20 protein-coding genes are annotated in these 25,390 nt (G+C 63.8%); 10 read left to right on the top strand and 10 right to left on the bottom strand.

All coding sequences use genetic code 11. The annotated features are described in order from the left end of the window. Positions 1 to 86 precede the first annotated feature (86 nt). From JET14_RS22225 to JET14_RS22205, 5 genes are all read left to right on the top strand, one after another. Positions 87 to 1,652, top strand: a complete 1,566-nt coding sequence (locus tag JET14_RS22225; RefSeq protein ID WP_200338324.1) for a proton-conducting transporter membrane subunit — start codon at positions 87 to 89, stop codon at positions 1,650 to 1,652. An 11-nt stretch (positions 1,653 to 1,663) separates the two neighbouring features. Continuing rightward, positions 1,664 to 4,045: a YbcC family protein gene (locus tag JET14_RS22220; RefSeq protein WP_200338323.1), complete on the top strand. Its 2,382-nt coding sequence runs from the start codon at positions 1,664 to 1,666 to the stop codon at positions 4,043 to 4,045. A 278-nt stretch (positions 4,046 to 4,323) separates the two neighbouring features. After that, the gene (locus JET14_RS22215) at positions 4,324 to 5,031 is read left to right on the top strand and encodes a gluconate 2-dehydrogenase subunit 3 family protein (RefSeq protein WP_200338322.1); all 708 of its coding nucleotides are present in this window, start codon (positions 4,324 to 4,326) and stop codon (positions 5,029 to 5,031) included. A gap of 3 nt (positions 5,032 to 5,034) precedes the next feature. Beyond that, the gene (locus JET14_RS22210; RefSeq protein ID WP_200338321.1) at positions 5,035 to 6,807 is read left to right on the top strand and encodes a GMC family oxidoreductase; all 1,773 of its coding nucleotides are present in this window, start codon (positions 5,035 to 5,037) and stop codon (positions 6,805 to 6,807) included. 12 nt (positions 6,808 to 6,819) lie between these two features. Further along, on the top strand, positions 6,820 to 8,148 hold the full coding sequence (locus tag JET14_RS22205) for a cytochrome c (RefSeq protein ID WP_200338320.1): 1,329 nt from the start codon (positions 6,820 to 6,822) through the stop codon (positions 8,146 to 8,148). A 97-nt stretch (positions 8,149 to 8,245) separates the two neighbouring features. On the opposite strand, the gene JET14_RS22200 is transcribed toward JET14_RS22205, so the two are convergent. The 4 genes from JET14_RS22200 to JET14_RS22185 all read right to left on the bottom strand — a co-directional run bounded on the left by JET14_RS22200 (position 8,246) and on the right by JET14_RS22185 (position 12,085). Then, on the bottom strand, positions 8,246 to 9,232 hold the full coding sequence (locus JET14_RS22200; RefSeq protein ID WP_200338538.1) for a zinc-binding alcohol dehydrogenase family protein: 987 nt from the start codon (positions 9,230 to 9,232) through the stop codon (positions 8,246 to 8,248). Positions 9,233 to 9,252: 20 nt separating this feature from the next. Beyond that, on the bottom strand, positions 9,253 to 10,029 hold the full coding sequence (locus JET14_RS22195) for an ATP-binding cassette domain-containing protein (RefSeq protein ID WP_246750675.1): 777 nt from the start codon (positions 10,027 to 10,029) through the stop codon (positions 9,253 to 9,255). Between the two features lie 65 nt (positions 10,030 to 10,094). Next, positions 10,095 to 11,033 (bottom strand): ABC transporter substrate-binding protein, encoded by a 939-nt coding sequence (locus JET14_RS22190; protein WP_200338319.1) that lies wholly within the window; start codon positions 11,031 to 11,033, stop codon positions 10,095 to 10,097. 41 nt (positions 11,034 to 11,074) lie between these two features. Next, on the bottom strand, positions 11,075 to 12,085 hold the full coding sequence (locus JET14_RS22185) for an ABC transporter permease (protein ID WP_200338534.1): 1,011 nt from the start codon (positions 12,083 to 12,085) through the stop codon (positions 11,075 to 11,077). Between the two features lie 153 nt (positions 12,086 to 12,238). Here JET14_RS22185 and JET14_RS22180 point away from each other — a divergent pair, with 153 nt between their 5' ends. Further along, complete coding sequence (locus tag JET14_RS22180; protein ID WP_200338318.1) at positions 12,239 to 13,141, top strand: GntR family transcriptional regulator; 903 nt, start codon at positions 12,239 to 12,241, stop codon at positions 13,139 to 13,141. On the opposite strand, the gene JET14_RS22175 is transcribed toward JET14_RS22180, so the two are convergent. The 6 genes from JET14_RS22175 to JET14_RS22150 form a co-directional block, all read right to left on the bottom strand. Then, on the bottom strand, positions 13,133 to 14,095 hold the full coding sequence (locus tag JET14_RS22175) for an aldo/keto reductase (protein WP_200338317.1): 963 nt from the start codon (positions 14,093 to 14,095) through the stop codon (positions 13,133 to 13,135). The two genes, JET14_RS22180 and JET14_RS22175, sit on opposite strands and share 9 nt — an antisense overlap. Continuing rightward, entirely contained in the window at positions 14,092 to 15,198 is a 1,107-nt protein-coding gene (locus JET14_RS22170) for a mannitol dehydrogenase family protein (RefSeq protein ID WP_200338316.1), read from the bottom strand. Before JET14_RS22170 ends, JET14_RS22175 begins: the two co-directional genes overlap by 4 nt. Positions 15,199 to 15,405: 207 nt before the next feature. Continuing rightward, the gene (locus JET14_RS22165; protein ID WP_200338315.1) at positions 15,406 to 16,209 is read right to left on the bottom strand and encodes a DeoR/GlpR family DNA-binding transcription regulator; all 804 of its coding nucleotides are present in this window, start codon (positions 16,207 to 16,209) and stop codon (positions 15,406 to 15,408) included. A gap of 47 nt (positions 16,210 to 16,256) precedes the next feature. Then, positions 16,257 to 17,561 (bottom strand): TRAP transporter large permease, encoded by a 1,305-nt coding sequence (locus JET14_RS22160; RefSeq protein ID WP_200338314.1) that lies wholly within the window; start codon positions 17,559 to 17,561, stop codon positions 16,257 to 16,259. 16 nt (positions 17,562 to 17,577) lie between these two features. Beyond that, the gene (locus tag JET14_RS22155) at positions 17,578 to 18,144 is read right to left on the bottom strand and encodes a TRAP transporter small permease (RefSeq protein ID WP_200338313.1); all 567 of its coding nucleotides are present in this window, start codon (positions 18,142 to 18,144) and stop codon (positions 17,578 to 17,580) included. A 111-nt stretch (positions 18,145 to 18,255) separates the two neighbouring features. Beyond that, positions 18,256 to 19,272: a TRAP transporter substrate-binding protein gene (locus JET14_RS22150; protein ID WP_200338312.1), complete on the bottom strand. Its 1,017-nt coding sequence runs from the start codon at positions 19,270 to 19,272 to the stop codon at positions 18,256 to 18,258. 303 nt (positions 19,273 to 19,575) lie between these two features. On the opposite strand from JET14_RS22150, the gene JET14_RS22145 reads away from it, so the two are divergent. Genes JET14_RS22145 through JET14_RS22130 form a run of 4 tightly spaced genes read left to right on the top strand, consistent with a single transcriptional unit; the run spans position 19,576 to position 25,325 of the window. Further along, positions 19,576 to 20,292 (top strand): SDR family NAD(P)-dependent oxidoreductase, encoded by a 717-nt coding sequence (locus tag JET14_RS22145; protein ID WP_200338311.1) that lies wholly within the window; start codon positions 19,576 to 19,578, stop codon positions 20,290 to 20,292. A gap of 10 nt (positions 20,293 to 20,302) precedes the next feature. Continuing rightward, positions 20,303 to 21,619: an NAD(P)/FAD-dependent oxidoreductase gene (locus JET14_RS22140; RefSeq protein WP_200338310.1), complete on the top strand. Its 1,317-nt coding sequence runs from the start codon at positions 20,303 to 20,305 to the stop codon at positions 21,617 to 21,619. Between the two features lie 37 nt (positions 21,620 to 21,656). Further along, the gene (locus JET14_RS22135) at positions 21,657 to 23,705 is read left to right on the top strand and encodes a hydantoinase/oxoprolinase family protein (protein WP_200338309.1); all 2,049 of its coding nucleotides are present in this window, start codon (positions 21,657 to 21,659) and stop codon (positions 23,703 to 23,705) included. A 3-nt stretch (positions 23,706 to 23,708) separates the two neighbouring features. Further along, a complete protein-coding gene (locus JET14_RS22130) occupies positions 23,709 to 25,325 on the top strand; it encodes a hydantoinase B/oxoprolinase family protein (protein ID WP_200338308.1) in 1,617 nt (538 codons plus the stop codon). Positions 25,326 to 25,390 lie beyond the last annotated feature (65 nt).

Genomic DNA, 25,390 nt, shown 5'->3' with positions numbered 1-25,390 from the left:
AGAACGGTTTTGAAGAATATATGTAATTTTTTCAATGAAAGCGAGGCGCTATATCGGCGACATGTTCAATCGCCCCTGAGGTTTCGATGTCGCTTCTTGTTCCCTTGCCCCTGCTGGCGCCAATCGTGTTGCTGGCTGTCGCCGCCGTCTCGATCGCCCGTCCCGGCCGCCGCCCGGGACGGTATCCCATGATTGCCGAGGCAAGCGCGCTCGCCGCTTTTGGTTTCGCCCTGGCCGGTCTGGCGCAGCTTTTTGTCTTCGGTCCCTCCACGGCGCGCCTTTTCGAAGGTCCGTTCATGCTTGCCGTCCGGCTCGATCCCGTCAGCGTGACGATGACGCTCCTGGTGGCGTTCATCGGCTGGGTTGTAATGCGCTATTCCCGCCGCTACCTCGATGGCGAAGCGCGGGAGGGCCGGTTTCACGGGCTGATGCTGGCCGCCCTGGCGGCGGTCCAGCTCCTCGTCCAGTCCGCAAGCCTGACGCTGCTTTTCCTCGGTTTCGTCGCTATCGGCATCTGCCTGAAAAAGCTGCTGCTGTTTTATCCGGAGCGTCCCGCCGCCAGGCGGGCTGCCGCAAAATTCACGCTCGTCTGGCACGCCGGCGATGTGGCGCTTTTCTGCGCCGCCGCCCTGTTTTTTTCCAGCACGGGGACGGTCGAACTCGGCGCACTGTTTCAGGCCATCGGACCGCACTTGTCATTCGCCGAGCATCTGGCCGTCGGCTGCCTCGTGCTGGCGGCGGCGCTGAAGGCGGCAACCTTCCCGCTGCACGGCTGGCTGACCGAGGTCATGGAGGCGCCGACGCCGGTTTCCGCCCTGCTTCATGCCGGCATCATCAATGCCGGCGGCTTCTTGCTGATCCGCACGGCCGATCTCGTGCAGGCGAGCCCCGGCGCCATGGGCATGATTGTTGCCCTCGGTGGACTGACCGCGCTTTTCGGCGCAGTGGTGATGCTGACGCAGAGCGCGGTCAAGACGGCGCTCGCCTGGTCGACGATCTCGCAGATGGGCTTCATGCTGCTGCAATGCAGTCTCGGCCTGTGGCCGCTGGCGCTTCTGCATATTGTCGCCCACTCGCTCTACAAGGCGCATGCCTTCCTGTCGTCGGGCGGGGCCGTCGCTGCGGTCGCGAACCTCCGTCGGCCGGGTCCGATCGCCATTCCGAGCGTTGCAAACGTCCTGCGCTCCTTCGCCATCGCGCTGGTCCTCTACGGCCTCGTGTCCGTCGCCTTCTCGCTGGCGGCGGGTCCGAAAACGCCGCAGGCGCTCGCCATCGGCGCGATGCTGATCTTCGGCGTTGCCTATCTGGTGGCCCAGGGGCTGGCCGACGCCGCGCCCGCCGACCTCACATGGCGGACATCGCTTTCGGCGCTCTTCGTCGCGCTGGCCTATTTCACCTTCCAGCAGGTTGCGAAGCTGATGTGGGGGGCAAGCCTGCCTCATGCGCCGGTCGCGGGCCCGCTTGAATGGGCGTTGATCACGCTGGCGGTCGTGTCCTTTGGCCTTGTCGCCTTTGCCCAGGCGGTGTTCCCGCTCTGGGCGCACCACCCGTCCATGGCAGGGCTCAGGGTCCATATCGCGAACGGCCTTTATCTGAACGCGCTGCTTGACCGCTTTATCGGCGGCTATCGGCTTGCAAAATCCAGACAGTGAGAGGAATTCCAATGTTTATCGATCAAGGCTATCTCGCCCCGCTGGAGGCGACGGACATTCTCGATGCCGGCATGCGGGCGATCCGGGCCGTGCCGCCGGCGTTCCCGCTGGAAGCGACCGTTGCGGTCAACCCGCTCCTCGGCCAGGCCGGCCAGGAATTCGCATTGGCATCCACACGTCTTTCGCGCTGCGCAGGCGTGAGCCTCACCCAGACGAGGCGCGTGTACCAGGCCTCCATCGTCTCGGGCCGCATCCGCGATGAAGACCTCGTCGCGGCGCTTCAGGCGAACCCGGCCGCAGACAAACCCGCCAACCTCGCGCATCTGAAGGAAATGGCGATGCGGGAGCGGCCATTGCCGAGGCCCGTGCCGACGATTGCCGATCTGGCCGCCGAGCTTTCCGGCATCGACTGGCCGGCGATCATCGAAAAGACGATCGGACTGTGGGCCGCCGGCTATTTCGATCGCGGGCAGGCGCTCTGGTCGCCTGCGCCTAACCAGCGGGCATTCGCTGCCTGGCGGACCTGGGCGAGCCGGGATCTGACGCCGGAAATTGCCGGACTGTCAGGCTTCTGCGCGCATGTGTCCGCAGCGCCCGATACGCCGGAACAGTCGATCCTCAAGGCGTGCGGCCGGCTGGCGATCAGCCCGCAGGCGGCGGAGTTTCTCTTCCACCGGCTGATCACGGACCTCGGCGGCTGGGCGCAGCATGCGCGCTGGCTGCTGTGGCGCGCCGAACAGGAGGGTACATCCGACGAGACGCTGGGGGACCTGCTGGCCATCCGGCTGATCTGGGAAGACGCGCTGCTGGGCCGGTATCCGGAGCTGACGGAGCGGTGGCGGGCGACGCTTGCGCTTTATGCCGCGCCGCTTGCGCCCACGCGTGAACAGGCGGTTGACGAGATCCTGCAGGACGCTTCGGAGAGGGCTTATCTTCGGTCCCTTGCCAACAATCTTGCCGCTGCAAAGCCGCAGGCCCGGAACCGCCCGGTCCTGCAGGCCGCGTTCTGCATCGACGTGCGCTCGGAAATCTTCCGGCGAGCGCTGGAAAACCAGAGCCCGGATATCGAAACGCTGGGCTTCGCGGGCTTTTTCGGTCTGTCGGTAGCCCACCGGGACCATGGTTCGGACATCGTGGAAAACCATCTGCCGGTGTTGCTGAAACCCGCCCTGCAGTCGACCGGCCGTGGCACAGCCGAGAGCGAAAACAAGACCCGCATCAAGGCGCGGACGATCCGGGCCCTCGGTCGGTTCCGGCAGGCGGCGGTCTCCTCCTTTGCCTATGTGGAGGCGGCCGGACTGTTCTATGCCGGCAAGCTGATGAAGGATACGCTTGGTCTTGGCGGCAGGGGGCCTGCTTGCTGCCACTCCGCGCCGAAACTGGACCCTGAACTCACTGCGGAGGCGAAGGCCGCCACGGCCGCCGCAGTCTTGAAGGCGATGAGCCTGACGCGCGGGCACGCCCAAACGGTTCTGCTGGTCGGCCATGGCGCCAACGTCACGAACAATCCGCACAGGAGCGCCTATCACTGCGGCGCCTGCGGCGGCTATTCGGGCGAAGTCTCGGCAAGGCTGCTGGCCGGCCTGCTGAACGATGACGAGACCCGCGCCGGCCTGCCAGGACATGGCATCGACCTGCCGGAGGATACCCATTTTGTTGCCGCCTTGCATGATACGACGACGGACGAGATCACGGTGTTCGACGGAGATTGTCCGTCGGCAAAGGACGAGATGGGATCTGTTCGGACATGGCTGCAGCGCGCGTGCGCGCAGGCGCGCGCCGAAAGGGCCATCCGCCTGCCGGGCGCCAGCGCCAAGTCGATTTCGGCAAGGGCCGCCGACTGGTCGGAGATCAGGCCCGAATGGGGCCTTGCCGGATGTGCCGCCTTCATCGCCGCGCCGCGCCATGTGACGGCCGGGGCCAACCTTGACGGACGGGCCTTTCTGCACAGCTATGACTGGCGGGCGGACGAGGACTTCAGGACGCTGGAGCTGATCCTGACCGCGCCTGTCGTCGTCGCGAGCTGGATCAGCCTGCAATATTATGGCTCGAGCGTTGCGCCGGAGGTTTTCGGCGGCGGCAACAAGCTCATCCATAACGTGGTCGGCGGCATCGGCGTTGTTGAGGGCAATGGCGGCCGCCTGCGGCCCGGTCTTCCGTGGCAGACCCTCCACAATGGCGAAAGCCTGGAACACACGCCGCTGAGGCTGTCGGTGCTGATCGAGGCTCCAGAGCGGGAGATCAGCCGCATCCTCGAGGCGCACCCTGAAGTCAAGGCGCTGTTCGACAATCGCTGGCTGCATCTGTTAGCCTTGAAGGACGGGCGGATCACAACGCGATATTACCCGGGTGGCGCGTGGGAGGAAGAACGGACCACTGAACGGGCGGCGTAACCCCGCCGCCCGGATCATGCCCGGCAGGCCCGCAACAGGGGTTCGATCCTGTTGCGGCTGTTCTTCGCGCCTTCGACTGCCGAAAGATTTTTTGGCGGCGGACACGGAACAAAATGAAAGAGTCTGGCGTTGTTCGTCTGTCGTCCAAGACAGACGCGCGTGTCCGGTCCGGCTCGACCCGGTCCGGACGTCATTAAGCCGCTGCTTCCTGCAAGATCAATGATAGCGTGCGCCGGCGAGGTGAAAAGGCCGGTGCCAGCCGGCGAGAGGGAGACATCATGAGAGATATGCCAGGACGTCCATCCCGGCGCGGGTTCCTCAAGGGGAGCGCCGCGGGGGTGGCGATTGCTTCGCTTGCCGGTGCGGTGAAGGCACAAGCGCCCGAAAAGGAAGCCCCGCCGCCGCTCGATCAGTATGAGCGGGTCTATTTCAACGAAGCCGAATGGGCGTTCGTGATGGCTGCCTGCGATCGCCTCATTCCCTCCGGCGGCAATGGCCCGGGAGCGATCGACTGTCGGGTGCCGGTCTTCATCGACCGGCAGCTCGCAGGCAATTTCGGCAAGGCCGCCACCTGGTACATGCAGGGGCCGTTTGATCCCGCCGCCAATCCCACGCTCGGTTTCCAGAGCCCGCTGACGCCGGCGGAAATCTACCGCCAGGCGATTCCCGTCTTTCAGGACTGGTGCAGCCAGACGCATGGCGACCGTTTCGAAAATCTCGAAGCGGCAAAGCAGGATGCCGCGCTGACATCGCTGCAGAAGGGGGAGGTGGGGCTCGCCCCCGAGCTGCGCGATTTCTTCCAGTTCCTGCTCGCCAACACCAAGGAGGGCTATTTCGCCGATCCGTCCTATGGCGGCAATCACGATATGCAGGCCTGGGTCTATGTCGGCTTTCCCGGCGCGCGCGGCGCCTTCACCTCCTGGCCGGGCCGCGAGAACGCGCGATATCCGCTCGGCCCCGTGGCGATCAACGGAGACAGGGCGTAGATCATGGCAACGAGAACAGATCCCAAAAAAGACGTCGTCATCATCGGGCTCGGCTGGACCGGGGCGATCATGGGCATGGAGCTCGCGAATGAGGGGCTCGAAATCCTCGCGCTCGAACGCGGCGACGACCGCAGCACGGTGCCCGATTTCCAGTATCCCAACATTTTCGACGAACTGAAATACGCCGTCCGCTACGACCTGATGCAAAAGCCGGTGAACTCCACGCTGACCGTGCGCCACAACACGGCTGAGACGGCGCTTCCCTACCGTCATCTCGGCTCGTTCCTGCCGGGCGACGGCGTCGGCGGGGCCGGCGTTCACTGGAACGGCCAGAACTGGCGGCCGCAGGCGGTCGAATACCGGCTGCGCTCCTATGTCGAGGAGACCTTCGGCGCCGATATCATTCCGGAAAACATGCAGCTTCAGGACTGGGGCGTGACGGCGGAGGAGCTGGAGCCGCACATGACCAAGTTCGAAAGCGTCGCCGGCATTGCCGGCAAGGCGGGCAATATCAATGGCGAGATCCAGGAGGGCGGCAACCCGTTCGAGGCGCCGCGCTCGGCCGAGTATCCGATGCCGCCCTTGAAGAACACCTGGGATTCGGAGCTGTTCGCGGAGGCCGCCCGCAAGATGGGCTACCATCCGTTCCCGCGTCCCGCGGCCAATGCCTCGATCCAGTATACCAATGATTACGGCATGCAGCTTGGGCCGTGCAATTACTGCGGCTACTGCGAGCGTTTCGGCTGCAACAATTATTCCAAGTCATCGCCGCAGGTCTGCATTCTCGATGCGCTGAAACGCAAGCCGAATTTCAGCTACATGACCCGCTCGGAGGTGCTGAAGATCGAAAAGGCCGCCGATGGCAAGACCGCCACGGGCGTCACCTATTTCGACGAGAAGACCGGCGAGGAAGTGTTCCAGCCGGCCGATCTCGTGCTGGTCTGCGCCTATTCGCTGCACAATGTCCATCTTCTGCTGCTCTCCGAGATCGGCGAGCCCTACAATCCCGATACCGGCGAGGGCGTGGTCGGACGGAACTATTCCTATCAGATGACCGGCGGCACAAGCCTCTGGTTCAGGGACAAGGTTTTCAATCCGTTCGTGGGCACCGGGGCCGGCGGCATGTCGATCGACGATTTCTCGATGTCGCAGATCGATTTCGGCAAGGAAGGCTTCATCGGCGGCAGCTACATCACCGCCGGTCATACCGGCGGTCGTCCGATCCAGCAGATGGCGCTGCCGCCGGGCACGCCGGCCTGGGGCGCGGGCTGGAAGGAGGCCGTCGGTGAATGGTACGGCCATAGTCTCTCGATCGGCTCGCATGGCTCGAACATGGCCTATCGCGACACCTGTCTCGACCTCGACCCGACCTACAAGGACCGCCACGGCCGTCCTCTGATGCGCATGACCTTCGACTGGAAGGACAACGACATCAGGATGACCCAGTTCATGAAGGCCAGGATCGAGGAGATCGCCGAGACTTTGAACCCGGATGCCATGGCCTCGGGCTACAAGGGCGATGGCGCGCAATATGACGTGCGCCCCTACCAGTCGACCCACAATGTTGGCGGCGCGATCATGGGCACCGACCCGAAGACCTCGGCGATCAACCGCTATCTCCAGAGCTGGGACTGTCACAATGTCTGGGTCATGGGCGCTTCTGCCTTCCCGCAGAACATCCAGTATAACCCTACCGGCGCGGTCGGCGGCCTCGCCTACTGGGCGCTGGAGGCATTGCGCAAGGACTACCTGCCCAACCCCCGGCCATTGATGTGAGGAGTGCGGTTCATGAAAACCTTTTTTCGCATCATCCTTGCGCTGATCGTTATCGGCGTCGTGGCGCTCGCCGCGATCATCTTTGTGCCGCCGTCCCTCACCAAGCCGGATGCCAAACTGGCGGCCGACTCGGAGCCGGCGCCCGGCGAGGGCCAGTACGTCACCCAGATGGCCGACTGTCAGGCCTGTCACACGGCAGAGGGCGGCGAACCCTTTGCCGGCGGTCGACCGATCGAAAGCCCGATGGGCACGATCTGGTCGAGCAACATCACCCCCGATGAGGAAACCGGCATCGGCGGCTGGACCTACGACCAGTTCCATGCCGCGCTCGTCGACGGCATCGCGCCCGGCGGCGTGCACCTCTATCCGGCCATGCCCTACGAGAACTACCGGCATATGAAGGAGGAGGATATCCGGGCGATCTGGAGCTACATCCACAACGATGTCGCGGCGGTCGACAATCCGGTTAAGGAGACCGCGCTCGACTTCCCGTTCAACCAGCGCTGGGGCATTCGTCTGTGGAACTGGGCGGCGCTCGGCAAGCCCGGCTTCCGGTCGGATGACGCGGCTCGCGAAAGCGACCAGCTTGAGCGCGGGGCCTATCTGGTGCAGGCGCTTGGTCACTGCGCGGCCTGCCACAGCCCGCGCAACATGATCATGGCGCAGGACGGCACCAATGCCGACAACCCCGCCTTCCTGACGGGCGGCGAGATCGACGGCTGGACCGCGCCCGACCTGCGCACAGCGGAATCCGCGCTGCAGACCTGGACCGACGCGGACCTGAAGGGCTATCTCACCACCGGCCGCAATGCCCATTCGGCCGTGGTCGGCGAGATGCAGCTCGTGGTCGGCGAATCCCTTCAATACATGAAGGATGAGGATGCCGATGCGATGGTCGGCTATCTCCGCGCGATCTCGGATGTCACGCCCGACCCGCAGCCCGTGCCAGATGAGCGGACGACGGACCGGCTCGATGCCGCCGACGATCCGACGACGGCGAAGCTGAAATCGGCCGAAAACCTTTCGGACGGCGAGCTGCTCTATCTCAACAACTGCAATGCCTGTCACATGCCGGACGGCCGCGGCGCGCCCGGCGTGTTCCCGGCGCTGAAGGGCAATTCGCTGGTGACGGCGTCGACGACCAAGGGTCTGACCGAGGTCATTCTCCACGGCGCCGCGCTGCCCTCGACTGCCGGGCGACCGGAACGGCTGGAAATGCCGGCCTTCGGTGACCGGCTGTCGGATGCCGATATCGCGACGCTGGCAACCTTCCTGCGCAGCGCCTGGGGCAACTCCGCTCCGGCCGTGACCGAGGACGACGTCAAGGCCGTGCGCCAGTAAGACCAAGTGCCCGCCGCTTTGATGAAGCGGCGGCTTCCCTTGCCCGTCTGCCGATGCGTCTGCGCACGGATAGTTGCTGCTGTGGGGGAGATAGCGATTATGGCTGGACGAGCACTTTCACGAGATGATCCCGCGCGTCCACCAGCTTCGAAAAACGCCGGGGCAGATCGGTCATCGCGATCACTTCCGATGCAATCGCATCGGTCGGAATGTCGCCTGCGCGTATCGCGGCCATCACGCGCTCGAAATCGGATTTCAGCGCGTTGCGCGAGCCGATGATGCGGGCTTCGCGCTTGTGGAATTCTGAATCCGAGAAGGTGATGTCGTCCTTCACCACGCTGACCAGCACGGTGCTGCCGCCATGGGCAAGCAGCGGAAAGCCTGCCTCGATCGCCCTGGCATTTCCGGTCGCGTCGAAAACCACGTCGAACCCTTCGGAAAGCGCGCCCGACAGAATGTCATCGTTGGGCTGGTGTCGTTTTTCGAAGCCGAATAGGTCGTGCGCGAGATCAAGCCGGGTCCGGCTCAGGTCCATCAGGTGAACATCGGCGCCGGCCAGCCGGGCAAACAGCGCCGTGCCGATGCCGATCGGGCCGGCCCCGGTCACGAGCACGACGTCCCCCTCCCCCGTACCGGAGCGGGCTACCGCATGCGCGCCGATGGCCAGAAACTCCACCATGGCAGCCTGTTGCGGCGTCAGGCCATCGGCCGGATAGACATTTTCGTCCGGCACGGCGATGCGTGCGCACATGCCGCCGTCGCGGTGGACGCCGAGCACCGAAACCGCGCTGCAGCAGTTCGGTTTGCCGCGCCGGCAGGCCCGGCACGCGCCGCAGGAAACATAGGGGTTGATGACGACCAGCTTGCCGGCATCCGGGCCGCTGGCGATATGGCCGGACAGTTCATGACCGATGACGCGCGGATACTCCAGAAACGGGTGCTTGCCCTCGAAAATGTGGTAATCCGTCCCGCAGATTCCGATCGTCGCGATGTCGACGAGAACCCAGTCCTCCGGCGCTTCCAGGGGGCGCGGCCTGCGCTCGAGCGCCATCCGGCCGGGTTCGACGCAGACGATGCTCTCCATCATACCCGTTTTCGCATCCATTAGTCTGTCGGCTCCAGGTTTTTGGCGGACCAGTCGGCCGGCAGTTCGCCCTTGATGATCAGGCTGAGCACGTCATCCTTGGTCACTTCGTTGATGGGATGCGCGCCGACAACCCGGCCCTTGTTCATCACCACCACGCGGTCGCACAGGTCGAACACGTCATGCATATCGTGGCTGACGAGAAAGATGCCGATGCCCTCATCGCGCAACTTCAGGATAAGGTCGGCCACCATTGCGGTTTCGGAAGGCCCGAGCGCTGCCGTCGGCTCGTCCATGATCAGTATCTTGGTATCGAAATAGATGGCACGCGCGATCGCGATCACCTGCCGCTGCCCGCCGGAGAGGCTCGAGACCGGATCGCGCAGATTTTTGAAATTCGGGTTCAGCCGGGCGAGCACCTCCCGCGCCTCGCGCAGCATGCGGGCGTCATCCAGATTGCCGAACCGGGTCTTCAGTTCGCGGCCGAGAAACAGGTTCGCAGGGGCGTCGAGATGGTCCGACAGCGCAAGCGTCTGATAGATGGTCTCGATGCCGGCGGCGCGGGCGTCGTTCGGCTCGGTAAAATGCACCGTCTCGCCATCCACCCGGATTTCCCCCTCGTTCGGGACCATCGCGCCGGCGAGAATTTTCATCAGGCAGGACTTGCCGGCGCCGTTGTGGCCGAGCAGACCGACCACCTCGCCGGGATAGAGATCGATCGACACATGGTCCACCGCGCGCACGCCGCCAAAGTGTTTTTCGATGCCGATCATGTCGACAAGCGGTGTTCGGGACATGGCTTGACCTTTCACTGAGACGGGAAAAGATGCCGGAGGCCTTATGCCAGCCTCCGGCAAAAGGCTCAGTAGAGCACGTTCTGGGCTTCGTCGGAGTCGATATTGTCCTTGTCGACCATGACGACGCCGGTATTGATGAAGTCTTCGACCTTTTGGCCGTTGAGCAGGTCGATGACCGTGTTCACGCCCTTTTCGCCCATGGCGAAGGAACCCTGCACCGCAATGGCCTCCAGCACGCCGTCACGCACGAACTCCTGCAGGTCGGCATTGCCATCGAAGCCGAGCGCCACGAGATCGCCGGCCTTGCCGGCCTGGACGATGGCCCGACCCATGCCGACAGCCGTCGGCTCGTTGGCGCCGAAAATGCCGACGAGATCGGGATTGGCGGCCAGAATGTCGGTGGTCTGGTTCAGCGCCTTGGCCATCTGGCTTTCAGAATAATAGGGACCGACAATCTCGATCTCGGAATTTTCGCCGATATAGTCCTGAAAGCAGCCGACGCGGCCGATTTCCGAGCCGACGCCCGCGACATAGGACATGACGGCAACCTTGCCCGTCGTCCCGGCCTCCTCGATCATCCGCTTTGCGACCTGCTCGCCGGCCGCGCAATTGTCGGTCGAAAGAAAGGCCTGGTAGCTGTCCTTGTACTGGTCGGCCAAAGCGCTATCGATGATGACGACCGGAATGCCGCTCTGATAGGCACGCGTGACCACAGGGCCCAGCGCTTCCGGGTCGGACGGCGCCAGCACGATGCCGGCGACGCCGCGATTGATGGCATTTTCAACCAGGTTCACCTCGGCGGCGATGTCGCTTTCGGCCGCCGGCCCGTCGAAGCTCATCGTGTGCCCCGACTGGTTCTCCATTGCCGCCTGGGCGCCCTTGTTGACGTTCTGCCAGAAGTTGGAATTCGTGGTTTTCACGATGACGGCGATTTCGCCGGCATGCGCCATTCCCGCGGTCAGTGCGAACGCGGATGCCGCGATAAGATATTTCAGGCTTTTCATCTCATTCCTCCTCTTTTGAGATGCAGAAAAACTTTTTTGGCTTAGCCGCTCCTGCGGCTGCGCACGTGGTCGATCCAGACCGCGCTTATGACGACGAAGCCGATCACGATCTGCTGGATGAAGGCGGAGACGCCCGCCATGTTGAGCCCGTTGCGCAGGATGCCGATGATGAAGGCGCCGATCATGGTGCCGGAGATCGTGCCGACGCCGCCGGACAGCGATGCGCCGCCAATGACGGCGGCGGCGATCGCGTCGAGCTCGTACATCACGCCTTCGCTGGGCTGGGCGGTGACGAGCCGCGACATCAACACATTGCCGGCGACCCCGGCCAAAGCGCCGGACATGGTATAGGCGAAAAGCTTGGTGTGGTTCGTCCTCACGCCCGAAAGCCGCGCGGCCTCCTCGTTAGACCCGGTTGCATAGATGTGGCGGCCGATCTGTCGGCGGTTCAGCAGGTATGCGGCTGCGATCGCCATCGCAAACATGAGGATCGCCGGATAGGGAATGCCGGGAAAGATCACTTTGGGAAAGCCGTTCGGCTGCATCTCGACGATGCGGAACAGCGCGCCGTTGCCGAGCACTCCGAAAGCCTCGCCGAGCTGGGAGATGGGGCGCGCGCCCGTCAGCTGGAGCGCCAGCCCCCGCGCGATCAGCATCATCCCAAGCGTTGCGACGAAGGGCGGGATGCGCAGTCTGGTGATGACGAACCCGTTGAAGGCGCCGCAGAGTGCGCCGGCCGTCACGCCCACCAGCATGGCCGGGGCGACCGGCAATCCCGCCTTGACGGACATGGCGGTGATGACCCCGGAAAGGGCAAGAACGGAGCCAACGGAGAGATCGATGCCGCCGGTGATGATAACCATCGTCATACCGATTCCGAGAAGACCGATAACCGATGTCTGCAGCAATACGGTCAGGCCGTTATTGACCGAAAAGAAGGCCTGGTTGGCGAGGCCGAACCCGATGATCAGCAATACGAGCGTCATAAGCGCAGAAAGCCGGTGAAACTGGGCCTGCCCGAAGGACACGCCGCCCCAGCCGCGCCGCTGCATCGGCCTGCTCGCATCGAACATGAGGTCTCCTCCCTCGTTCTGTACGTAATTATTTAGTACCGAATAACCGTGCGTTTGATGCGCGTCAATTGTTTTTTATAATTTAGTACGATGGTATTCTGAACCGTCGGCGCGATTCGCGAGGATGAGGCAATGGCAAGAAGCGACACCCGCTACAGAAATGCATATAACCGGCTGCTCGATTATTGCGAGACATGGCCGGTCGGCACGGCTATCCCGGCCGAAACCATGCTGAGCGACGTCGCCGACGTCAGTCGCACGGTGGTGCGACGATGCCTGGGCCGGATGCAGGAGCGCGGACTGATCTCGTGGGAGGGACGGGAAAAGCGGATGCTGCGCAAACCGGTCGACGCCGATCGCATCAGGATCGAACAGCCGGACACGCCGAGCGACGATCTCGAACAGCGTTTTCTCGACTGGATCCTGCGCTTCGATGTCCCGGCAGACACGCCCTTGTCCGTGGCCGATCTTTCCCGGACGTTCGGCGTCCCCCAGCATGAGATCAAGGAATTCCTCGCCGGCCTCAGCCGGTTCGGCCTTGTCGCCCGCCGCCAGAAAGGCGGCTGGATGCTGCGCGGCTTCACGATGGACTTCGCGGTGGAGCTGTCGGATTTCCGGTTCGTCCTGGAGCTAAACGCGGTGAACCAGGCCGCCGAAGCGCCCGTCGATCATCCCGTCTGGGCCAGGCTTTCCGAACTGCGGAGGCTCCACATCGCGCTTCGGCAAAGCATCGAGACGGATTATCACGAGTTCTCCAAGCTCGACGAAGCCTTCCACGCCGCGCTCAATTCGGTCGTGAAGAACCGTTTCGTCGAGGAATTCCAGAAGGTCATCTCGCTGATCTTCCACTATCACTACATGTGGGACAAGACCGACGAGAAGATGCGCAACGCCGCCGCGATAGAGGAGCACCTGGCGATCATCGACGCCCTGGAAAGACGCGATGCCGCCGCCGCGCGCGACGCGGCCTCACGCCATCTGCGCACCTCCAAGACGACGCTTCTCTCGTCGCTCCGCTACCACGAACTAGCCTAGAAAACGCTCGGCCCGTGCGGATATCCCCGCCTGCAACGCCTCGAGGTTTTTCGCAAGCGTGGCGGGCCTGGCCGTGCCGATCAGAACCGAGGCCGATGCGGGGTGTCGCTTGGCGAACTGCAGCGCGGCGGTCGGCAGCGACAGCCCGGCCCGTTCCGCCTCCGCCTGCAGCGCCGCCACCCTGTCCAGCACCGCCTTCGGCGCGGGTTCGTAGTCGTAGGTTGCGCCGTCGACCGCACCGGTCGCAAGAATGCCCGAGTTGAAGACGCCGCCGAGCACGAGGCTGGTTTCCGCCTTGCGGCAGCGGGGAACGAGTTCCGCCTCGGCCGAACGGTCGAGCAGCGTCAACCGGCCCGCCAGGAGGATGACATCGACCGGCCCATGGTCCATCACGTCGAGACACGCCCGGCATTCGTTCACGCCCAGTCCGAAGGCCCCGATCCTGCCGGCCTCCTTCAGCCGGACAAGACGGTCGTAGCCGGAGCCAAGAAAATCCTCCATATGCGCCGCATTGCCGAAACCGTGCGTATACTCGCCGATATCATGCACATAAACGATATCGATATGGGTGAGGCCAAGCCGCTCGAAGCTCTGCTCAAGGCTCTCCTCGATGCCGTCGCCGGAATAGTCGTAACGCACATCGTTTTGCGCCGGTTTGACGAAACCGTCCGCTTCCGCGATCGGTTCCGCCGCCGGGGAGAGAACGCGCCCCACCTTGGTCGACACCACATATCCGGCCCGCCCTTCGAGAAAACGCCCGAGCCGTATTTCCGAAAGCCCTCGCCCGTAATGCGGCGCGGTATCGAAATAGCGGATACCGCCCTTCCAGGCGGTCTCGAGCACCGCCTCGGCATCGCCGTCGGTAATCTCCCGGTAGAGATTGCCGATGCTGGAACAGCCGAAGGAAACGTCGGTCACCGCCACCGCAGTTCGGCCGATCCGGTTCGTCTTCATGCGTCCTCCTCCTTCAAGGCCTCCTCCAGCAATGGCTTTTCACCCCCGTCGCCATGCCGCCGGGCCCATTCGAGAAAAGCGCCGATCCGGCGCCGGAGCTTTTCGCTGTGGTTTGCAGCGATATCCTCCAGTCGATGGTCGAGAAACGGATTGGCGAAGCGCTCGAGCGTCACTGCAATATAGTCCTCGATCCCGTCGTCTTCGCCGGCGGCGACAAAACCCGGCAGCACCTCTTCGGCATAGAGCCCGCGCAGGCGGTCCGACCGGTCCCGGTCCGCGAGGATATCGCGAACGAAGGTCGCGCCGGCACGTCCACGCGCCAGCCAGTCGGACACCATCCATGTATGGCCGAGGTTGAGGACGAAGAGCTTGCGCCGCTCGATCGGGCCGAGATCGGTCACAACGTCAATATCGGGATGCCGGCAGGGCAGGCGCAGGCCGGGTCGGTGCTCGATCGCCCAGAGCGCATAGGGTTCGGCGACGGCGCCGGCGGGTTCAAGCGGTTCGGACACGATGCGGTCGACCAGCGAGTTGACCCAGAGCACCTCTTCGGCCAGCCAGGCCCGATAGGGCGCATCCATGCGCGCGGCGGCGTCGAGCACCAGCCCGCGCAGCACATCGCCGTTGTTCTGGACGAGTTCGGTCGGCATGACCTGCGGCGCGGCGCCGCCGGCCTCGAAGCGGGATCGCAGAAGGTACGCCAGCTTGGCCGGGTAGGACATGGCCGGATCGAAGCGCGCCGACCGGTCGGCCGGCTGCGGCAGAAACCCCGCATCGGCTGTGTTCGAGACAATGATCTCGGCTTCTTCGGCGATGATGCGCCGCACCTGCGCAAGATCATCGGACAGTTCCAGCCCGCGTCCGATGCTTGTCACGTGAACGGTCTCGTCGATCCTTTCACCTTTGCGCAAGCCGCGCAGGCGGACATCGTATCCGCGGGCGAGCGCAGAGAGTCGCTTCGTCCGTCCGCCGTGGCCGCTCGTCTGGACCACCGTGATGCCGCCCAGCGCCGCGTCGCGCGCCGCTGCCTCGGACACGAACAAGTCCAGATGCGCCTGCAGGAAACGGCTCGTGCCGAATTGCAGGATCGGTGTTTTTGACATGCCTTCCTCCCGATGAATTGGTTTATTATTATTTAGAACAAAACGATAGGCAAGGGCGAACGCTTTTTGCCGAACCGCGGAGGTTTTTCAGGAGGCGCGCGACAGGATGGGGCCAATGCTGCGGAAATCCGGATGGATGGATGCCAATGCGCTAGCCGGCCTCCCGGATGCGACGGTCCCGGGCAGACACCGGTTCAGCAGTGTCTGTTACGACATCAGCGCCGTTATGAACTGCGGTCCCGGAGAGGGGAACTTGTCGATCTGCTCGCGGCTGAGGCCTTCATCGGTGATGATGGTGTCGATCGCGTCGATCGGGGCGGTCTTGTGAAGGGCGCGTTCCATGAAGCGGCTGGATTCAGCCATGAGGATGACCTTGTTTGCTGCGGCAATCATCGCCCGCTTCATCTGGACGAGTTCCAGGAGCGTTTCCGAGAGGCATTGCTCGTCGATCGCGGCAGCCGACATGAAGAACAGGTCGCAGCGGATGTCGGCGAGAAAGCTCAGGCCCGGCTCGCCGAGAAGGCTGAACGAACCGAACCGGCACGCCCCGCCGGGTACAATCAGCTTGATGTTCTGCTTGTAGGTCAGAACCTTGGCGACATGGAGGTCGTTGGTGATGATGGTCAGCGGAATATCGAGGCCGGCGATCTCTTCCGCCAGCAGGTGACAGATGACCGCGCCGGTGTCGATCAGCAGCGCTTGGTCGGGTTCGATGAAGCGCATGGCCTCGCGCACGATTCCCTGTTTCTCCTCAAGCGCCGTGCGGCGCGCCAGATCCGTCGACGGCTCGTAGGTCGCGCGCGAGCGGATGCTGACGGCGCCGCCATGGGTGCGCTTGACGAGGCCCTCGGACGCCAGCAGGTCGAGGTCGCGCCGGATCGTTGAAACCGAGATGCCGAACATGCGTGCCAGATCCTGGCTGGTGCCGGCCTGGTTGCTCTTGAACCAGTCCACCAGTTGCTGGCGGCGCTCGGCCGGCAGAAGCTCTTCCGTGTTGTTGTCGTCGTCCAAGTTCCAGCCTTCAGGTCAGGGATCTTCGAGGTTCCGCACAGGCGGCGTCACAGGGCGTTGGGCAACCAAAGCACAATCTGCGGGAATATCGCAAGCAGAGCGGTACCGATACACAACAGCAGGAAGAACGGCAAGGCGGCGCGCACGGTCTTGCCGATGGTCTCGCCGGTGAGGGCCTGCAGGATGAAAAGGTTCAGGCCGACCGGCGGCGTGAGCGCGCTCATCTCGATCATGATGACGAGGTAGACGCCGAACCAGAGCGGATCGAACCCGGCATGCACGATCAACGGAACGGCGATCGGGACGGTCATGACGGTCATCGAGGTGCCGTCGAGGAACATGCCGAGCACGATGTAGAGAACCGCGAGGATCAGCAGGACGCCATAGGGCGACAGGTTCATCGCGGCGATGCTTTCCGTGATCATCGAGGGCAGATGCATATAGGCGATAGCCGACGACAGGAAGGCGGAGGCGGCGATCAGCATCAGGATCATCGAGGAGACCCGGATCGTGCTTTTCAGGCTGTCAATCATCAGCTGCCATGCGAACTGCCCGGTGACGAGCGTGATGATGATCGCGCCGAAAACCCCGACCGCGGCCGCTTCGGAGGGCGTGGCGATGCCGGTATAGATGGCGCCGAGCACGATCGTCATCAGCACCAGGATCGGCACGAGATCGAGAACGCCTCTCCAGATCACGCGCCACGAGACAGGCTCGCCATGCGGCGGCGCAACCGAGGGACGGATAAGCGAGACAATCCCGATATAACCGGAATAGAGCGCCGCCATCATCAGGCCGGGCAGAAGCCCCGCGGCGAAAAGCTTGGCGATCGAGACCTGCGCCAGAACGCCGTAGACGATCATGGCAATGGAAGGCGGAATGAGCAGGCCGAAACTGCCGGCGCCGGCCAGCGAGCCGGAGGCGAGCGAGACGTCATAGCCACGGGCCTTAAGTTCGGGAATGGTGATCTTGCCGACCGTGGCGGTGGTCGCCGTCGAGGAACCCGAGATCGCGGCGAAGATGGTGCAGCCGATGACATTTGTGTGCAGCAGGCCGCCGGGAACGCGCGAGACCAGCGGCGAGAGGCCGCGGAACAGACGGTTCGAGATATCCGTGCGGAAGATGATGTCGCCCATCCAGATGAAGATCGGAATGGCGGCAAGCTCCCACGACACGGCGGAAGACGATATGACCTTGGTGGCGATCGAGCCGATCCGGACCCAGCTGAAATCAAGCGCGAAATACATGGCGCCGGCGCCGACCAGCATAAGGCCGGCAAAGATCCATGTACCGGCGCCGAGGAAGATCACGAGCAGCAGCAGCAGCGTCAGGGCGGACATTGAAACGGACATGGCTTGCGTTCCTCAGCTAAAGTGTCAACGCGCGCTCGTAGGAGTGTCCGACGGCCAGAAGCCGGAGGATCCGCACGCAAACCTGAAAGGCCATCAGCGAAAGGCCGATCAGGAAAAAGCTCTCGGGGATCCACATGGGGATGGGGAGATAGGTCTCGGAAACGGTGCCCCGGCTCCAGTTCTTGAACACGGACTTCCACTGGTACCAGGCCAGGAAAACCATCAGCGCCTCGACCGCGACGAGCGTGCCGAACTCGCACATCCAGGCCAGTTTCGGCCCGGCCCGATCGGTCAGAACCTTGACGCGGATCATGAAGCCTTCCTCCAGCGCCCAGGCAGCCGACAGGAAGGCGACGGCAGCAACGCCGTTGCCGACCAGCGAATCCGCCATGAAGGTGGACTTCGAGAAAACGCGCAGGCAGATTTCCAGAAGCGTGAAGGCTGTCATCAGGACCAGGATGCAGGCCGCGACGAAGGCCGCAGTGCGATTGAGGATGGTCGAGGCATGGGCGATCAGCCGCAGCCATTTCGGGTCGTCCGTCGCCTCGGAGCGGTGATGTGAATGCGGTTCTTCAAGCGCCATGGTCATCTCCCGTACGGAAGGCAGCGGAAGGCTCCGCGCTGCATGTCCGCTGAATGAAGTGATTCATGCGGCCCGCCATCATCGGGATGACGAGCCGCAGGAGGAGAGATATCAGCCGGCCTTCAGCGCATCAAACTTCGCCAGCACGTCAGCGCCGCGCGTTCCGGTTTTCGCCACCCAGTCCTCGCGCACGGCAGCGCCGGCGGCGTTCAGCGTTGCGAAAACGTCGTCCGGCACATCGGCCGCGGTGGTGACGGTCATGCCGTGGTCGCGCAGGATCTTGTAGGAGGCCTCGATGCTGTCGGTCATGATCTGCCAGTTGTAGGCGTCTGAGCTTTCGGTCAGGCCGAGCATGGCGTCCTGGACGTCCTTTGGCAGGGCGTCGAATGCGTCCTTGTTCACATGGCACATGAACAGGCCCATGGCGTAGTTCATCTCGGTGAAGTCGCTGAGATAATCCCAGAGCGAAAGCTGCACGCCGCCATCGGCGGAGGTGAGCACCGCGTCGATCGCGCCGGTCGAAAGCTGGGGGATCAGATCGGACCATGCGATCTGCAGCGGCGCCGCCCCGGCCTTCATCAGTGTCTGCGTGCCGTTGACGTCATAGGTGCGGATGCGCAGGCCGTTGAGCGCGTCCATCGAGGTGATCGCCCGGTCGGCGAAGATGCCGGATGGCGGGTTCGGCATGGCCCAGAGCAGAACCATGTTGTTGTCGGCGAAGATCTTTTCGTATTCCGGACGCGCCGCCTGCCAGAGAAGATAGGCTTCCCTCGGGGTTTTGGCGATGAAAGGCAGGGAGGACAGGTTAAACAGCGGATCGATGCCGCCGAGCTGGGTCATCAAGGTCACCGCGGTCTGCACCGCGCCGTCCTGAACGGCGTCGAACTGGTCCGCCGACTTGTAGCCGAGCGCGCCGCCGCCCTGATAGGTAATGGCGATCTGGTCGCCGACCTTCTTCTGCAACTCCGTCAGGAAGTATTTCGATGCCTTGCCCGAGAGCGCGTCGGCATTGTACTCGTCCGCCATGTCCCAACGAACGGTGGAGGCGGCAAAGGCACGGTTGCCAAGGGCGCCGATCGCGCCGGCCAGGGCAGCATTGCGCATCAGCGCACGTCTAGTAATGGTCATTCGGTTCCCCTTTCGAAAGGCTGTGCGCCCGCCCGCTGTTCGGTCGGGCACCGAGACGTTTTCGTTCTTCGGATTTGTCAAAGTAAGCAGTCCCGTCAAAAACTGTCAATAAAAAACGCAAAAAGGATCACGTTTTTTGCCAAAAATCAGGAGAAACCACGCAATCTCTTGCGTTTTTAAACACGTTTTCGTCCCGAAAGGCGATTGTCAGTTGCCATTCCGCAATATATCGTTCATAAAGATGCACATAAGCGCATAAAACTGCGTGCGACTTTCAGATAACGTTGCAAGAGAATTTGATAAATGCACACTACACCACAGAGCGCCCCGGTCATCATGGTGTCCGGCGCCAATCGCGGCATCGGCGCGGCGATCGTCAGGGATCTTCTTCAGCACGACTACCGGCTTTCGCTCGGTGCGCGCGATACCGCCAGGCTCGAGGCCGAGTTCGGCCCGCCCGGCGATAGGCTGCTCCATAACCGTTTCGATGCCTATGAGCCCGAGACGGCGAAAGCGTGGGTCGACGAAACGGCGGCGCATTTCGGGCGGATCGACGGCCTCGTCAACAATGCCGGCAGCGGCGAACAGGTGCTGCTCACCGACGACAATGAGGAGGCGCTGGACCGGCTTTGGGCCGTCAACGTCAAGGCGCCGCTCCGGCTGACGCGACTGTGCCTGCCGCATCTGGAGGAAACCGGCCGCGGCCGGATCGTCAACATTGTCTCGATGTCCGGCAAGCGGGTGCGCAACGGCTTTGTCGGCTATAACATGACCAAGTTCGCGGTGATGGGCCTCACCCACACGACGCGTCACGTCGCCTGGGAAAAGGGCGTGCGCGCCACCGCGATCTGCCCGAGCTTCGTGCGCACCGAAATGAGCTCCTACACCAGCAAGGTCAAGCCTGAGGACATGATTCAGCCGGAGACCATGGCCGAGCTGGTGCGCACCGCAATCGAACTTCCCAACAACGCGGCGATGGCGGAAATGCTGGTCAACTGCCGTCTCGAAGACATGCTCTGAGGAGAGCGCCATGCCGGTTCCGAATTTGCAACGTCCGGGCTTTCTGGCCCCCCTGCCCGAGCGCGCCGATGTCGTCGTCATCGGTGGCGGCATTGCCGGCGTCACGACCGCCTTGTTCCTGGCCGAGGCCGGCGTCAACGTCGCCCTCTGCGAAAAAGGCGCGGTTGCCGCCGAGCAGAGTTCGCGCAACTGGGGCTGGGTGCGGCAGATGGGGCGAGACCCCGCCGAATTGCCGCTGACGATCGAAAGCCTCAACCTCTGGCGCGACATCGATCGTCGCTTCGGCATCGAAACCGGCTTCCGCGAGACCGGCATCACTTATGTCTGCCGCACCAGGGCGGAGATTGCCGAGTTCACCGCCTGGGAGAAATATGGCCGCGAGGCCGGCATGCCCTCGACGCTTCTTGAATCCGCCGGGCTGCAGAAACTCCTGCCGGGCATTGCCGCGCAATATACGCTGGGGCTTCATACCGCCAATGACGGCCGCGCCGAACCGGAACGGGCCGTGCCGCAAATGGCATCCGCCGCCGTGCGTCTCGGCGCGACGATCACCGAAAACTGCGCCGTGCGCGGGATCGAGACGGCCGGCGGGCGCATCGGCGGGGTGGTGACGGAGAAGGGCACGATCGCGACAGCAAGCGTGGTCGTCGCGGCGGGCGCATGGTCGCGGCTGTTCCTTGGCAATCTCGGGCTCGATTTTCCGCAGCTGAAGCTTCTGGGCACGGCGGCGCGGATCGAAAGCGACGGCGCCGTGCCGGAAATGCCGGTCGGCGGGGGCGATTTCTCCTTCCGCAAGCGTCTCGACGGCGGCTACACCATTGCCCAGCGCAATGCCAATGTCGCGCCGATCACGCCGGACAGCTTCCGCCTGTTCTTCGATTTCCTGCCGACGCTCGTGACAAGCTGGCGGGAACTGAAGCTGCGCGTCAACGGCCAGACGGTCAGCGAGTTGAAGATGCCGCGCCGCTGGTCGCTCGATCAGGCCACGCCCTTCGAGGCGATCCGGACGCTCGATCCCGTGCCGCATGCGCCGTTCAACCGCAATGCGGTCCGCAACCTCACGCGCGCCTTTCCGGCCTTCGCCGATGCCCGCCTGACCCACAGCTGGGCCGGCATGATCGATGCGACGCCGGACGCGATCCCGGTGATCGGCCCGATTGCGGCCGTGCCGGGGCTCTATCTGTCCTCGGGCTTTTCCGGCCATGGCTTCGGCAGCGGGCCGGGCGCCGGCCGGCTGATGGCCGAGATCGTCCGCAATGAAAAAACCTGCGTTGATCCGGCGCCTTTCCGGTATGAACGCTTTTCGAAGACTGCCAAGGCCGCCTGAAGAGCGGCGCGACGGCAATAACCAAAGGGAACATGACATGGCCTGGAGAATCGGCGTCGATTCCGGCGGAACATTCACCGACGTCTGCCTCTTCAATGATGAGACCGGAGCAATCGAGATCTGGAAGGTTTCCTCCACCCCGGACGATCCGTCGCGCGCGATCTCGCAAGGCGTGGTCGAGGGGCTTCAAAAGGTCGGCGCGTCTGCCGCCGATCTCGCCTTCCTCGGCCACGGTACGACCGTGGCGACCAATGCGCTGATCGAGCTGCGCGGCGTCAAGACCGGCCTCGTCGTCTCCGACGGTTTTCGCGACCTGCTCGAGATCGGTCGCCAGAAGCGTCCGAACCTCTATGACATGTTCGCCGAAAAGCCGGAACAGCTCGTCACCCGCGACCTGCGCCGGGAAGTGCCGGAGCGGCTGAAAGCCGATGGCAGCGTCGCCGTTCCGCTGGATGAAGACGCACTGCGCGAGGCGCTCCGCGCCCTGGCCTCCGAGGATATTAAGGCGCTGGCGATCTGCTTCCTCTATGGCTTCCTCAATACCGCGCATGAGGAGCGGGCGCTCGCGATCGCGGTGGAAGAACTGCCGGATGTCTTCGTTTCCGCCTCCCACGCCGTCGCGCCCGAATTCCGCGAATATGAGCGGCTGTCGACCACGGTGGTCAACGCCTATCTCGGTCCGGTGATGCAGCGCTATATCCGCCGGCTGAAGGATAGGCTGTCCGACATCGGCCTCAAGGTCGCCCCGCAGCTGACCCAGTCGAATGGCGGCGTGATCGGGTTCGATCAGGCGAGCAACCTGCCGGTACGCACCGTTCTGTCCGGTCCCTCGACCGGCGTTGTCGGCGCGCAGGCGATCGGCAAGATGGCCGGTTTCGACAACATCATCACCTTTGACGTCGGCGGCACCTCTTCCGATGTGGCGCTGCTGCAGAACGGCGTCTGCCAGCTGACCGGCGAGGCCGATGTGCATGGCTATCCGATCAAGGCGCCGATGCTTGATATTCACACGGTCGGCGCCGGCGGCGGCTCCATCGCCCATGTCGATACCGGCGGCCTCCTGAAGGTCGGCCCGCGTTCTGCCGGCGCCCATCCGGGACCGGTCTGCTACGGGCTCGGCAATGAGGAGCCGACGGTCACCGACGCCAATATCGTGCTGCAGACCCTGAACCCGGTCGAAATTCTCGGCGGCCGCATGAAGGTGCGGCACGATCTGGCGCTCGCCTCGATCCAGCGGTTGGCCGACAGGCTCGGCGTCGGCGTGATGGAAACCGCGCAGGGCATCATCTCGGTCGTCACCGCCAATATGGCGAAGGCGATCCGGGTGATCTCGGTCCAGCGCGGCCATGATCCGCGCGATTATGCGCTGATGGCCTTCGGCGGGGCGGGTCCGCTCCATGCCGCCCGCCTTGCGCGCGAACTGGACATGAAAACGGTGATCGTGCCGCTGACGCCCGGAACGCTCTGCGCGCTTGGCCTTCTCCTCACCGACCTGCGCTCCGATTTCGCCCTGTCGCGGCTGATGGAACTTTCGGACGCCGCCCGACCCGCGCTGGAAGAAGGTTTCGCCACGCTTGCCGAACAGGCCGATGTCTGGTTCGCGGCAGAAAACATTGCTGAAGATCGCCGCGTCATCACCCGTACGGTCGACATGCGTTACGCCGGGCAGAATTACGAGCTCTCGGTCACGGTTCCGGCCGGACCGATCACGGCGGAAACCTTCACAGCGCTCGAAAAGGGCTTCGAGGCGGCGCACCGCCAGCGCTTCGGTTTCATCGCCGAAGGGGAACCGATCCAGCTCGTCACCCTGCGCGTCGAGGCCGCCGGGATCGTCGACAAGGCCGAATTCCAGAAACAGGACAATCACGGCCCCGATGCCTCGGGCGCCAAGATCGGCGAACGTGAGGTCTGGATGTCGGAGGCCGGTGGGTTCGTCACCTGCCCGGTCTATGAACGCAGCCTGCTGAAGGCCGGCAATGTCATCACCGGCCCGGCGATTGTCGAACAGATGGACACAACCACCGTGCTGCTGCCGGAAATGACCGGCACGGTTGATCCGTACCTCAATCTCATCCTGGAGGTTTGAACGATGACCACGATTGATCCCATCACGGTAGAAGTCATCGGCTCGGCGCTGCAGTCCATCGTCGAGGAGATGGGCGAGGCGCTGGTGCGCGCCTCCTATTCCACCAACATCAAGGAACGCCGCGACTGCTCGACCGCGCTGTTCGACCGCCACGGCAACACGCTCTGCCAGGCCGAACATATCCCGATGCATCTCGGCTCCTTCCTCGGCGTCATCGGCGCGATCTATGGCCGCTTCGAGCTGGACGACATCAAGCCGGGCGATGTTTTCATGGCCAATGACGCCTATGCCGGCGGGGCGACCCACCTGCCGGATATCGTGCTCGCCGAGCCGATCTTCGTCGAGGGCACGCTGGTGGCCTGGGCGGTCAACACCGCCCACCATTCGGATTTCGCCGATCGCGGCCACGAGCACATCTATCAGGAGGGGCTTCGCATCCCGCCGGTCCGGCTTTATCGCGAAGGCGTGCTGAACCAGGACCTGCAGGAGATGTTCCTGCTCAACTGCCAGGTCCCGCGCGAGCGGCTCTCCGACCTGCGCGCCCAGATGTCCGCCAACCGGCTCGCCGTCCAGCGCATGCAGGATCTCTGCGTCAAATACACGACCGAGAAGGTTCTGGCCGCCGGCGAGGCGCTGCAGGATTATGCCGAGCGCAAGATGCGCGCCGGCATCGCCGCCATTCCGGACGGCACCTACAGCTTCTCCGACCAGTTCGATTCAAACCAGCGCGGCGACCGGATCGAGCTTTCCGTCGAGATCACGATTGCCGGCGAGGAAATGACGCTTGCCTTCGACGGCCCGCCGCAGCTTCGCGCCGGGCTGAACCTGATCTATACCTCGCTGCTGGCGGCGAGCTATTTCGCGGTGAAATCGGTCGTCGATCCGACGATCCTGCCCAATGCCGGTCTTGCCCGCCCGCTGACGGTGACGGCGCCGAAGGGTTCGATCCTCAACTGCGAGCATCCGGCGGCCGTCGATGGCCGCATCGCCGCCGCGCAACGGGTTTGCGACCTCGTCTATGGCGCGCTCGCAAAGGCGCTTCCCGGCAAGGTCATGGCGGCCGGCAATGGCTGCTGCACCGGTGCGATCTTCAACGGCACCCATGAAGACGGCTCGATCTGGGTCTATCTCGAAACCATCGGCGGCGGCGGCGGCGCGCGGCCAACCTCGGATGGGCTCTCGGGCATCCATGTCAGCCTCACCAACACCTCGAACCTGCCGGTGGAATCGCTGGAACTCGAATATCCGCTGACGCTGCTGCGCTACGAACTGGTGGACGATTCCGCCGGTGCCGGCACCTTTCGCGGCGGCATGGGCGTGCGCCGGGTCTACCGCGCGGAAAAGGCCTGCCGGTTCACCGTCGAGGGGTCCCGCGTGGCCTCCGAGCCCTGGGGGCTTGATGGCGGCACTTCCGCCCGAGGCACCGTGCTCGACTTCGGCGACGGCCGCAATGATTTCTCGGGCATGGTCGACCTGAAGCCCGGCCAGATCGTCTCGATCACCACGCCCGGCGGCGGTGGTTACGGTGATCCGGCAGCCCGCGACCCGGCCGCCGTCCGGCGTGACCTCGCCGAAGGGCGCATCAGCGCGGAAACGGCGGAGCGCTTTTACAAGCAGTAACCGCCCGTCCGACCTCTCATCCGATTTCCATCCTCGTCGCAGGCGGCAACGCCTGCAGGCAGACT

It is taken from the genome of Martelella lutilitoris, assembly GCF_016598595.1.
Lineage (GTDB): Bacteria > Pseudomonadota > Alphaproteobacteria > Rhizobiales > Rhizobiaceae > Martelella > Martelella lutilitoris_A.
This window is presented reverse-complemented; position numbering and strand designations above follow the sequence as displayed.

Excerpts from the sequence above, each read along its gene's own strand:
- JET14_RS22225 (WP_200338324.1), top strand. The coding sequence starts at position 87 with ATGTCGCTTCTTGTTCCCTTGCCCCTGCTGGCGCCAATCGTGTTGCTG.
- JET14_RS22185 (WP_200338534.1), bottom strand. The coding sequence starts at position 12,085 with ATGCAGCGGCGCGGCTGGGGCGGCGTGTCCTTCGGGCAGGCCCAGTTT.
- JET14_RS22170 (WP_200338316.1), bottom strand. The coding sequence starts at position 15,198 with ATGTCAAAAACACCGATCCTGCAATTCGGCACGAGCCGTTTCCTGCAG.
- JET14_RS22215 (WP_200338322.1), top strand. The coding sequence starts at position 4,324 with ATGAGAGATATGCCAGGACGTCCATCCCGGCGCGGGTTCCTCAAGGGG.
- JET14_RS22175 (WP_200338317.1), bottom strand. The coding sequence starts at position 14,095 with ATGAAGACGAACCGGATCGGCCGAACTGCGGTGGCGGTGACCGACGTT.
- JET14_RS22150 (WP_200338312.1), bottom strand. The coding sequence starts at position 19,272 with ATGACCATTACTAGACGTGCGCTGATGCGCAATGCTGCCCTGGCCGGC.
- JET14_RS22195 (WP_246750675.1), bottom strand. The coding sequence starts at position 10,029 with ATGTCCCGAACACCGCTTGTCGACATGATCGGCATCGAAAAACACTTT.
- JET14_RS22160 (WP_200338314.1), bottom strand. The coding sequence starts at position 17,561 with ATGTCCGTTTCAATGTCCGCCCTGACGCTGCTGCTGCTGCTCGTGATC.
- JET14_RS22145 (WP_200338311.1), top strand. The coding sequence starts at position 19,576 with ATGCACACTACACCACAGAGCGCCCCGGTCATCATGGTGTCCGGCGCC.
- JET14_RS22180 (WP_200338318.1), top strand. The coding sequence starts at position 12,239 with ATGGCAAGAAGCGACACCCGCTACAGAAATGCATATAACCGGCTGCTC.
- JET14_RS22210 (WP_200338321.1), top strand. The coding sequence starts at position 5,035 with ATGGCAACGAGAACAGATCCCAAAAAAGACGTCGTCATCATCGGGCTC.
- JET14_RS22130 (WP_200338308.1), top strand. The coding sequence starts at position 23,709 with ATGACCACGATTGATCCCATCACGGTAGAAGTCATCGGCTCGGCGCTG.
- JET14_RS22155 (WP_200338313.1), bottom strand. The coding sequence starts at position 18,144 with ATGGCGCTTGAAGAACCGCATTCACATCACCGCTCCGAGGCGACGGAC.
- JET14_RS22200 (WP_200338538.1), bottom strand. The coding sequence starts at position 9,232 with ATGGAGAGCATCGTCTGCGTCGAACCCGGCCGGATGGCGCTCGAGCGC.
- JET14_RS22205 (WP_200338320.1), top strand. The coding sequence starts at position 6,820 with ATGAAAACCTTTTTTCGCATCATCCTTGCGCTGATCGTTATCGGCGTC.
- JET14_RS22140 (WP_200338310.1), top strand. The coding sequence starts at position 20,303 with ATGCCGGTTCCGAATTTGCAACGTCCGGGCTTTCTGGCCCCCCTGCCC.
- JET14_RS22220 (WP_200338323.1), top strand. The coding sequence starts at position 1,664 with ATGTTTATCGATCAAGGCTATCTCGCCCCGCTGGAGGCGACGGACATT.
- JET14_RS22135 (WP_200338309.1), top strand. The coding sequence starts at position 21,657 with ATGGCCTGGAGAATCGGCGTCGATTCCGGCGGAACATTCACCGACGTC.
- JET14_RS22190 (WP_200338319.1), bottom strand. The coding sequence starts at position 11,033 with ATGAAAAGCCTGAAATATCTTATCGCGGCATCCGCGTTCGCACTGACC.